This window comes from Acetobacter sp. AN02 (assembly GCF_029759835.1).
GTDB lineage: Bacteria > Pseudomonadota > Alphaproteobacteria > Acetobacterales > Acetobacteraceae > Acetobacter.
In genome coordinates this window covers 1-9,535 of record NZ_JAJJND010000093.1, presented here as the reverse complement: position 1 = coordinate 9,535, position 9,535 = coordinate 1, and the positions used below count along the sequence as shown (strand labels likewise).

Here is a 9,535-nt window from a genome sequence, read left to right as displayed (position 1 = left end):
TTCGACATGATCTGCGAGGCTCACGAGATCGAACATCGTCTGACGAAACCCAATCATCCCTGGACGAACGGTCAGGTCGAGCGGATGAACCGGACAATCAAGGAAGCAACCGTCAAACGCTTCCATTACGACAGTCATGAGCAGTTGAGGACACACCTCAACGACTTCATGGCAGCCTATAATTTCGGGCGAAGACTCAAGACCCTCAGTGGCCTTACCCCTTACGAATACGTCTGCAAAATCTGGACTTCAGAGCCAGAAAAATTCATCATAAATCCAACCCATCAAATCCCGGGACTAAACACCTAATCTGACAGCAGTAACGGTCTGTGAGAACTGACGATAATCTGAATACCTGATGGTTCCTTCGCATTCAGGCCACGTGCTGAAGATTTTTTCCTGAAGATGCGACAGAGCCGGAGCGGGCGGCAGGGTATCCTCACAATCATTCCAGACAATGGAATTATCCCGGCTTGAGCCGAAGCGCGAGTTGCTGGCATCCAGAAGGGTCGGGTGCAGAACGATGGCACTGCAGGGAATCGTGTGGGACGCCACCCGGTCTTTGTCTAAAAGTTCGTCGAATGTACTGGCAAGTTTGGTAAAATGCCTGTCCGAGATAAAGATATCATCCAGCTGGCGTACTGCTATTCCGTCACCATCCGTGGACCGGATGGTATCCAGAAATTCCTCATCCGTAATGCCTTTGAAAAACGGGTCAGTCAGGGGCTTCAGAAGAGCAATAATCCGCGTTTTTTTGTGGAACGCTCCGGTGCTGTCCAGTTCGCATCCGGCGGTTCGGAAGCCCACATCTGCAGGGCCTCCATCAGGGCGGCATAACCCGGATCGGTCCTGCGAAGAACGGTCAGAGCCTCATCAGGAGCCCGCAGGAGAACGGCTGCGGCAAGTTCGGTATTCCGACTATTATAGGTAAGGCGGAGACATTCCGTTAAGGATCCGGACCGCACAGTCGCGCAATCGCTGAGCCACTTCAAAGTTCTGCGCTGGGCTTCAAGCTCGTTGGAACGCCCGTAACCCAGGGCACTGACACCGGCCAGTGCGTAAAGGGTGTTCATTTCCCTGTCTGCGGAGGACAGTTCCTTATCCGCGCAGATGGCCTTTTCGGTCACAGTCTTCGCAGCCGAGCAGGAAAAACCAGGCCCCGGTTCTTCGGCAGAAAGAATCTGAGGCCATATGCCGGCCAGAATAAGAAGGGCAGGCAGAAGAATATAAAGCGATCGTGCGGACATGACCGGACCGTATCCGGAAAATACCGGGGGTCAATACTCCGGCTTTTATTCTCCCTCCAGAGCCGCGGCCACATCCGGGCCATGTGCGGCCAGGGTGGCGGCCCGGATCGCGGCGGCATCGGGCCGCACACCGGTATAGAGGGCGAACTGTTCGATCGCCTGCAGCACGATGACCTCTCCGCCGGAGATGGTTTTTTTTCCGGCATCCCGTGCTGCCCGGATGAACGGGGTCAGAACCGGCTGGGCCACGACGTCAAACGCGATATCGCAGGCTCTGATGAAGGCTTCGGGAAACGCCAGGGTCTCGCTGTCCGGGCCGGCCATACCGAGGGGCGTGACGTTGATCAGAAGCTTCGCACCCGGTTCGGGAAGCTCGGCAGACCACTCATAGCCATACTGCGTTGCCAGAGGGCGACCCGTATCGGGGTTGCGTGAGACGATAATCCCTTCGGAAAATCCCAGTCCCCGCAGGGCGGCCGCGACGGCTTTCGCCATCCCTCCGCTGCCGCGCAGGATGAACGGGGTCTGCGGGCTGACACCGTGCCGAACGAGAAGATCGCGCACGGCAATATAATCGGTGTTGTATCCGGTCAGAACGCCGTCATCATTAACGATGGTGTTGACGCTGTCGATGGCGCGGGCTGAGTCCTCAATCCGGTCGATCAGCGGGATGACCGCCTCCTTGAACGGCATGGAGACCGCGCATCCGCGGATATCGAGCGCCCGCACGCCGCCGATCGCGGCAGGCAGATCCCTGGTGCTGAAGGATTTATAGACATAATCCAGTCCCAGCGTCTCATAGAGATGATTATGAAGGCGCGACCCGGCATTGCCCGGGCGTGCGGAGAGGGACATGCAGAGCCGGGTATCCCGACCTATCGGTGGTTTCATCTCACGGTCTCCTTTTCTGATATTCTGAAATCTGCTGAATGGCCAGGCATGAAACTGGACCCGCGCACGATCAGCCTGCCCGACAGAACCACCCGGCGCGAGGCCGCTTCAGGGTGATCGAGCTTGTCTGAGAGCATCGCCATCGCGGTCCGGCCGATCTCTTCCACCGGCTGCTCGATCACGGTCAGTCCGTCCCCGGCCAGCGCCATCCACGGCTCATTATCGAAACCGGCCACAGCGATATCTTCCGGAACGCGCAGTCCGCGCTCATGCAGGGCGCGGAGCACGGAGAGCATCATCATCCCGTTGCTCGTCACCAGCGCGGAGGGCGGTCCGCCGGCCCCTGACAGCACGCGCGCAACGGCGCTGTCCGCCTCGCCCGGTCCGTGCGGTACGGACAGGGCCTCGACCGCAACACCGGCCTGCGATGCCGCCCGCTCGAACCCGGCTCTGCGTTCCGCGCCGGAGGTGCTTGAGGCCCCGAAAAGACCGGCAATCCGCCTGTGTCCCCGCTCGTGCAGATGCGCGACAAGTGCGGCAGCCATCGCCTCGTTATCAAGAACCACACTGTCCCGTGTCATGCAGGGTGCGGTGCGATCGATACATACGATCGGAAATCCGGTGTGAATATCTGATGTTTTCGATGAGGTGTGCCGGACCGGTGCCAGGATCACTCCCGTGACGCGCTCTTCCTGCATCAGCCGCAGATACATGGCCTCCCGCGCCGGATCCTCATCCGTATTGCACAGGATCACGCGCAGCCCGCGGGCATAGGCTGCATCCTCAACAGCCCGGGAGACGGCCGTAAAGAAGGGGTTGCGGATATCGGCGACAATCAGCCCGATCGTATTGCTGTGACGTGAGCGCAGACGCCGCGCCGAGAGATTGGGGCGGTAGCCTGTGGACTTGACGGCCTCCAGCACGCGTGCACGCATTGCCGGATCAACGACCGTTCCCGAAAGCACGCGGGAGACCGTTGCGGGTGACACATTCGCGACTCTGGCGACATCCTTGATTCCGATGGTCATCGGGAAAACGTTATCCTCACCACGCAACGGAAAAATCTCAGTTCTGATACACCATATACGGAGACTTCACCAGTTCGGAGAGACGTATTGACAAAAGTACCAGAAAACGTTTTCTGGTATGAAAAATAAAAAACCGAAAGGTGCAGGGTCATGTCCCCGGAGTCTGTTTCAGTCCCGAAAACCGGAAATCCCGTACGGATCGACGCACACGCGACGAGCAAGGAAGATGCCATCCGCCAGGCCGGGCAGATGCTCGTGGCGGCCGGATGCGTCGGCGCGGGATACGAGGAGAGCATGATCCGGCGCGAGGCTGTGGCGAACACCTATCTCGGCTCCGGCGTCGCCATCCCCCACGGGCTGGGCGAGGACAAGGGACTGGTCCGCCGCGACGGGATCACCGTCCTGCAGTTTCGTGACGGGATCGAGTGGAATCCCGGACAGATCGCGCATCTTGTCGTGGGAATCGCAGCCAGTTCCGACAGTCATCTGTCGATCCTCCGCCGCCTGACACGGCTGATCCAGGATGAGGATCGCCTGGCGCAGCTGATCAGCACCGATGACAGCAGCCTGATCACGGCGGCGCTGCATGAGGATCCGTCTCCCGCAGCATCCAGGCCGCCGGTTGCGGATCTTGCGGAAAAAGAAGTTTGGACGGTGGATTATCCGGCCGGTCTCCATGCCCGTCCGGCCTCCGCCTGGGCGGAAAGCGCGCGTGCGCAGACTTCAGCCCTGCGCGTGCGCCACGGGGCGGAAAGTGCCGATCCCCGCAATCTCGTCTCCCTGCTGCAGCTTGGCCTGAAAGCCGGGGATGAGGTCGTGATCTCAGCAGCCGGAGACGGGGCCCGTGCAGCGCTGGAGCAGTTCCTGAACACGGTCAGGGGGCTTACCGTCCGGGAAAAGGCAGATGCCGCCCGCGCTGCAGAAAAAGCAAAGGCCGCTGCAGCGGCCGCGCCGGTCAATGGCTGGAAGCCCGCAGGCAGCCCGGTCATGATCGCAGGTGTTGCCGCCAGCCCGGGGCTGGCGATCGGGAAAGTGCATCTGCTTGCCTCCGGAGAGCCGGACGTCCCTGATGAGCCGGTCGATCTCGCGGCGGGCGGCACGCAGCTCAACGACGCGCTGGTGCGGACCCGCGCGCAGATGAAGGCGCTGGTGGACGATACGACCCGCCGCCTCGGGGCATCGGATGCTGCGATCTTTGCGGCCCAGGCGGGGCTGCTGGATGATACGGACCTCATCACGCTCACCTGTCAGCTCATGGTGGAAGGGCACGGGGTCGCATGGTCCTGGCATCAGGCCACGGAGCGTATGGCCGGACAGCTTTCCTCCCTGGGGAACCCGGTTCTTGCCGCACGTGCGGCTGATCTGCGCGATATCGGGCGGCGCGTGCTGGGCCAGATCGATCCTGATCTGGCAGCCGGAAGCCTGGAAGACCTGCCGGACACGCCCTGTATCATCGTGGCTGCGGATCTCTCACCCTCCGATACCGCCATGCTGGATACTAGCCGTATCGCAGGGATTGCGACGTCCCAGGGTGGCCCGACCTCACACAGCGCGATCCTGGCCCGGACCCTCGGCCTTCCGTCGGTCGTGGCGGGGGGCGCAAACCTGCTGACGGCGGCAGCCGGAACGACAGTCATCGTCGATGGCGATACCGGCCGTGTCTGGCTCGATCCTTCAGAAGACGATATCGCGTCGGCCCGCGCCTGGATTGCCTCAATCGCGGAAAAAAGAGCGGCGGAGGAGGCTGAGCGCAGCCAGCCCGCCCGCACATCCGACGGCCATGAGATTGCCGTTGCTGCGAACGTCAACCGCCCGGATCAGGTCGGTTTCGCCCTTTCCCAGGGAGGAGAGGGGGTCGGCCTTATGCGGACGGAATTCCTGTTTCTGGAGCGGGGCGAAAGCCCGGGAGAGGGGGAGCAGGAGCAGATTTACCGTGCCATGATCGAGGCCCTCGGGGATCGTCCTCTGATCGTCCGCGCCCTCGATATCGGCGGGGACAAGCAGGTGCCGCATCTCGATCTGCCCCGGGAGGAAAATCCCTTCCTGGGCGTGCGCGGCGCACGTCTGCTGCTCCGGCGGCCCGATCTGCTGGAGCCACAGCTGCGCGCGCTCTATCGTGCGGCAAAATCCGGCGGTGATCTGTCCATCATGTTCCCCATGATCACCTCCGTTGCGGAAATCCAGGCCCTGCGCGAGCGTTGTGAGGAAATCCGCAAGGAAGAGGACGCGCCGCAGGTTCCCGTCGGAATCATGATCGAGGTGCCCGCCGCTGCGGTACAGGCGCATGTGCTGGCTGAATACGCTGATTTCTTCTCGATCGGCACCAACGATCTCACCCAGTATGTGCTGGCCATCGACCGGCAGAATCCGGAACTGGCGAGCGAGGCGGACAGCCTGCATCCGGCCGTGCTGCGCCTTATCGCCATGACGGTGGAGGGGGCCTCCCGGCACGGACGCTGGGTCGGTGTCTGCGGCGGTCTTGCAGGAGATCCGTTCGGCGCGTCTCTGCTGACAGGGCTTGGCGTGACGGAACTGTCCATGACGCCGAGGGATATTCCCGCCGTCAAGGCACGCATCCGTTCGGCAGATCTGCCCGCCCTGCAGGCGCTGGCAAAGCGTGCGCTTGAGATGGACAGCGCAGCGGCTGTCCGCAGCCTTGACGGCGCGGCTGCGGGGGAGAGCGTCTGATGCAGATCATCACCATCACCCTCAATCCGGCCATCGATCAGACCGTCACGGTAGAACACCTCGTTCCCGGAACGGTCCATCGTGCGACCTCGGTGCGTCAGAATGCGGGCGGCAAAGGCATCAATGTCGCGTCCTGCCTGGCTGATTATGGTCTCACGCCTGAGGTGCACGGTCTGCTCGGAGAGGAAAATACGGCCTCTTTCGATACACTTTTCGCTGAAAAGGGGATCACGGACCGTCTGCTGCGTATCCCCGGGGCGACGCGTGTCAATCTCAAGATCGTGGACTCTGAGGGCACAACCGACATCAATCTGACCGGCCCGCATATCGCGGGAGAGAGGATCGAGGAGATCGCCGCCGGGGCCGAGGCAATCGCGGGAGCCGACACGCTGGCGGTGCTGTCGGGCAGCCTGCCGCCCGGCTGTCCGGCGGATGCCTGGTCCGCCATGACGCGACGGCTGAAAGCCGCAGGGGCGCGGGTCCTGCTCGATACGAGCGGAGCGCCTCTCACCACGGCGCTCAATGGCGATGTCCTGCCAGATATCATCAAGCCCAACCGCGACGAGCTCGCAGACTGGAGCGGTGAGGCCCTTCCGGAGATGAGCGATATCGTCCGTGTCGCCACCCGGTTGAACGAGCGTGGCATCATGCTCGTTGTCGTTTCCATGGGAAGCGAGGGGGCGCTTTTCCTCTCCGTGGAGGGCGCATTCATCGCACGTCTTAAGGCGGAGCATATCACGAGCACCGTGGGTGCGGGGGATGCGATGGTCGCCGGTCTTGCGGCCGCCCTGGCCGGCCGGGCCGGGCCGGAGCAGATGGCCCGGATGGCAACGGCATTCGCGGTCGGAAAGCTTGGCCTTCCCGGTCCGGCGCTGCCGGATCAGGACACGCTCCGCCGTCTGGCAGCGGACGTGACCATTACGGAACTCAGTAACAGCTGAATGACGGAAAAGCTGTATAAAAATCTGCGTATCAGACAGAGCTGAACGACAGAAAAAGAGAAGAAAAATGAAAAAAATCTTTGCTGTCATCAATGCCGACGGAAACGATATTCAGGCCATGCTTGCCGCAGAAGCCCTGCGCCGCGCCGCGCGTGTCGAAAACCGTGATATTGAGGTGGAGGTCAGGACCGGGCAGGGGACGATCACGCCGCTGCCCGCCGATGCACCCGGCGCGGACGGTGCGCTGCTGTTCGTCGGTCCGGAGGACGGTTCCCTTGCGGAGCGTGCGGCCCTGCGCCTGTCGATTGATGAGGTGCTGGCCGACCCTGCGCGGGCCTTGCGTGAAACGCCCGGCACCAATGTCGGTGCGGGTGCGGCTGCACCTGCGAGCACTTCCGTTCCGAAAATCGTTGCCGTCACATCCTGCCCGACGGGCATCGCACACACCTTCATGGCGGCGGAGGGCCTGCAGGAAGGCGCCCGTCAGCTCGGCTATGAACTCCGTGTCGAGACCCAGGGCTCCGTCGGTGCGGGCACGCCTCTGACTGCCGATGAGATCGCGCAGGCAGACATCGTCCTGATCGCCGCCGACCGGGAGGTAGACCGTGCCCGGTTCGCCGGAAAGCGCGTTTTCGCAGGCAATACCAAACCGGCTATCACCGGCGGCGCCGCGTTGATCACCCGCGCCCTTACGGAGGCGAAGACACAGGGCGGCGGCTCAGCCACGTCAGGTGCGACCGCCTCAGCCACGGCCCAGCAGGAGCGGGCCGGTCCCTACAAGCACCTGATGACCGGCGTGTCGTTCATGCTGCCGTTCGTGGTCGCGGGTGGCCTTCTCATCGCCATCGCGTTCGCCATCGGCGGTATTCACGCAGGGGATGCCTCAGCGGCGGGAACCCTGGCGCATGCGCTGTATCAGATCGGTGCACAGGGCGGGTTCGTGCTGATCGTCCCTGCTCTTGCCGGATATATCGCATGGTCCGTGGCAGACCGGCCGGGCATCGCTCCGGGCATGATCGGCGGACTGCTCGCCAACAGTCTGGGGGCAGGGTTTCTGGGCGGTATCGTGGCGGGATTCATCGCGGGCTACGGCGTTGACTGGCTGAACCGGCTGATCCGGCTGCCGAAAAATCTGCAGGGCCTGAAACCCATTCTCTTCCTGCCTCTGCTGGGAACGCTGCTCACGGGTCTGCTTATGATCTATGCCGTAGGCACGCCGGTGGCCGCCGCCCTGGCCTTTCTGACCGGATGGCTGCGCTCGATGCAGGGATCCAGTGCGATCCTGCTTGGCCTGATCCTGGGCGCGATGTCGGCCTTTGATATGGGCGGACCGGTTAACAAGGCGGGCTACGCCTTCTCCGTGGGGCTGATCGCAAGCCAGGTCTGCACACCCATGGCGGCAACCATGGTGGCCGGCATGACTCCCCCGCTCGGTATCGCACTGGCAACCTTTCTGTTCCGCAACCGGTTTACGGCCGAAGAGCGGGAGGCCGGAAGTGCCGCTGCGGTGCTTGGTCTCGCCTTCATCACGGAAGGCGCCATTCCGTTTGCCGCACGTGACCCATTCCGTGTGATCCCGTGCTTTATGATCGGATCGGCCGTCGCCGGAGCGATCTCCATGGGCTTCGGGGTGGAGCTGAAGGTGCCGCATGGCGGCGTGTTCGTGCTGCCGATTCCGGGAGCCGTCACGCATCTGGCCGCGTATGTTCTGGCCATCGTTGCAGGAACGTTCACGACAGCGCTGCTTGCCGGACTGCTCAAGAAGAAGCCGCAGGCAGCCTGAAGGCTTCCTTCACCTTCAAAACATCTTCTGTCAGCAACAGGCAAATCCCACGCAGAGGGGAAAAGACCATGTTCAGACCACTCCTCAGAGGAGCCTGCTATGCGGGCGCCATTTCCCTTACCCTGTCCACAGCGATGGCGCAGAATAACAGTGAGACCGACCCGGCCTCACTGCCGCCGCCGACGCTTCCGGATCACCAGGCTGATGAGGTCCCCTCATTCCAGCCTCTTGCGGATTATGGAGTCATTTTTGCCATCAGCTACACCGGCGAGGCTGCAGGCAATGTCACCGGAGGTCTGCGCCGCGCCGCAGCCTATACCGGGCAGATCTACATGGCACGGATATCGATCTGAACAAGCTGATCGGTATGAACGGCAGCGTCATCCATTTTGCCGTGACAAACCGGCATGGAGAGAGCCTCTCGGCCTCCGCGCTCGGCAACAACACCTCGGTCCAGGAATTATGGGGCACACAGAACACCCACCTGGCCATCATGACGTTCGAGCAGAAATTTTTCAAAGACAGGCTGAGTATCGAGGCAGGGCGCAGCTAGGCCAATATTCACTTCCTCAACTCTCCGCTCTACTGCAACTTCCAGACGAATTCTGCCTGCGGTAATCCGACATTCGTTTTCAAGAACAGTAATTTCACCTATTTTCCGGCTTCGAGCTGGATGGCTCATGCCAGACTGAAAGTCACGCAGAGGACCTGGATTCACAGCGGCGTCTATGAGGTCAATCCCGACCGGAAGCGCCGGACTGATGACGGGCTCAGCCTGAGCACGCGTAATGCCACCGGTGTGATCGTGCCCTGGGAAGCCGGATATGATTCGGAAATCGGCCGGACCCGGATGCCCGGACATTACATCGTCGGAGGCTAGCTGTTTGGTCCCGGGATTTGATGGTGCGGATTATGTATGAACCTTGATGGTTCTTTTTCCCATTGCTGACAAATGAA

The 9,535-nt window shown here is 61.8% G+C and carries 8 protein-coding genes and 1 pseudogene; 6 read left to right on the top strand and 3 right to left on the bottom strand.

Annotated features, from left to right (window positions below):
- Positions 1-309: integrase core domain-containing protein (locus LOC54_RS10115; protein ID WP_279313693.1), on the top strand; the 309-nt coding region annotated here is incomplete at its 5' end.
- Between the two features lie 419 nt (positions 310-728).
- Here LOC54_RS10115 and LOC54_RS10110 read toward each other — a convergent pair.
- Genes LOC54_RS10110 through LOC54_RS10100 form a run of 3 tightly spaced genes read right to left on the bottom strand, consistent with a single transcriptional unit; the run spans position 729 to position 3,166 of the window.
- Entirely contained in the window at positions 729-1,247 is a 519-nt protein-coding gene (locus LOC54_RS10110) for a hypothetical protein (RefSeq protein ID WP_279313692.1), read from the bottom strand.
- Between the two features lie 45 nt (positions 1,248-1,292).
- Entirely contained in the window at positions 1,293-2,138 is an 846-nt protein-coding gene (locus tag LOC54_RS10105; RefSeq protein ID WP_279313691.1) for a shikimate 5-dehydrogenase, read from the bottom strand.
- Positions 2,135-3,166 carry a LacI family DNA-binding transcriptional regulator gene (locus LOC54_RS10100; RefSeq protein ID WP_279313690.1) on the bottom strand — a complete coding sequence of 344 codons (1,032 nt, stop codon included), beginning with the start codon at positions 3,164-3,166 and terminating at the stop codon, positions 2,135-2,137. Before LOC54_RS10100 ends, LOC54_RS10105 begins: the two co-directional genes overlap by 4 nt.
- 150 nt (positions 3,167-3,316) lie before the next feature.
- Between LOC54_RS10100 and ptsP the strand changes: the two genes are divergently transcribed.
- From ptsP to LOC54_RS10075, 5 genes and pseudogenes are all read left to right on the top strand, one after another.
- Positions 3,317-5,854 carry a phosphoenolpyruvate--protein phosphotransferase gene (ptsP, locus tag LOC54_RS10095; protein WP_279313689.1) on the top strand — a complete coding sequence of 846 codons (2,538 nt, stop codon included), beginning with the start codon at positions 3,317-3,319 and terminating at the stop codon, positions 5,852-5,854.
- The gene (gene pfkB, locus LOC54_RS10090; protein WP_279313688.1) at positions 5,854-6,795 is read left to right on the top strand and encodes a 1-phosphofructokinase; all 942 of its coding nucleotides are present in this window, start codon (positions 5,854-5,856) and stop codon (positions 6,793-6,795) included. Before ptsP ends, pfkB begins: the two co-directional genes overlap by 1 nt.
- 67 nt (positions 6,796-6,862) lie before the next feature.
- Positions 6,863-8,578: a fructose-specific PTS transporter subunit EIIC gene (locus LOC54_RS10085; RefSeq protein ID WP_279313687.1), complete on the top strand. Its 1,716-nt coding sequence runs from the start codon at positions 6,863-6,865 to the stop codon at positions 8,576-8,578.
- Positions 8,579-8,646: 68 nt separating this feature from the next.
- On the top strand, positions 8,647-8,931 hold the full coding sequence (locus tag LOC54_RS10080; protein WP_279313686.1) for a hypothetical protein: 285 nt from the start codon (positions 8,647-8,649) through the stop codon (positions 8,929-8,931).
- Positions 8,932-8,945: 14 nt separating this feature from the next.
- A pseudogene (locus LOC54_RS10075) lies at positions 8,946-9,458 on the top strand (carbohydrate porin).
- Positions 9,459-9,535 lie beyond the last annotated feature (77 nt).

What these genes read in the sequence shown, in the direction of transcription:
- LOC54_RS10110 (WP_279313692.1), bottom strand. Translation starts at nt 1,247, where the DNA reads ATGTCCGCACGATCGCTTTATATTCTTCTGCCTGCCCTTCTTATTCTG.
- LOC54_RS10105 (WP_279313691.1), bottom strand. Translation starts at nt 2,138, where the DNA reads ATGAAACCACCGATAGGTCGGGATACCCGGCTCTGCATGTCCCTCTCC.
- LOC54_RS10100 (WP_279313690.1), bottom strand. Translation starts at nt 3,166, where the DNA reads ATGACCATCGGAATCAAGGATGTCGCCAGAGTCGCGAATGTGTCACCC.
- ptsP (WP_279313689.1), top strand. Translation starts at nt 3,317, where the DNA reads ATGTCCCCGGAGTCTGTTTCAGTCCCGAAAACCGGAAATCCCGTACGG.
- pfkB (WP_279313688.1), top strand. Translation starts at nt 5,854, where the DNA reads ATGCAGATCATCACCATCACCCTCAATCCGGCCATCGATCAGACCGTC.
- LOC54_RS10085 (WP_279313687.1), top strand. Translation starts at nt 6,863, where the DNA reads ATGAAAAAAATCTTTGCTGTCATCAATGCCGACGGAAACGATATTCAG.
- LOC54_RS10080 (WP_279313686.1), top strand. Translation starts at nt 8,647, where the DNA reads ATGTTCAGACCACTCCTCAGAGGAGCCTGCTATGCGGGCGCCATTTCC.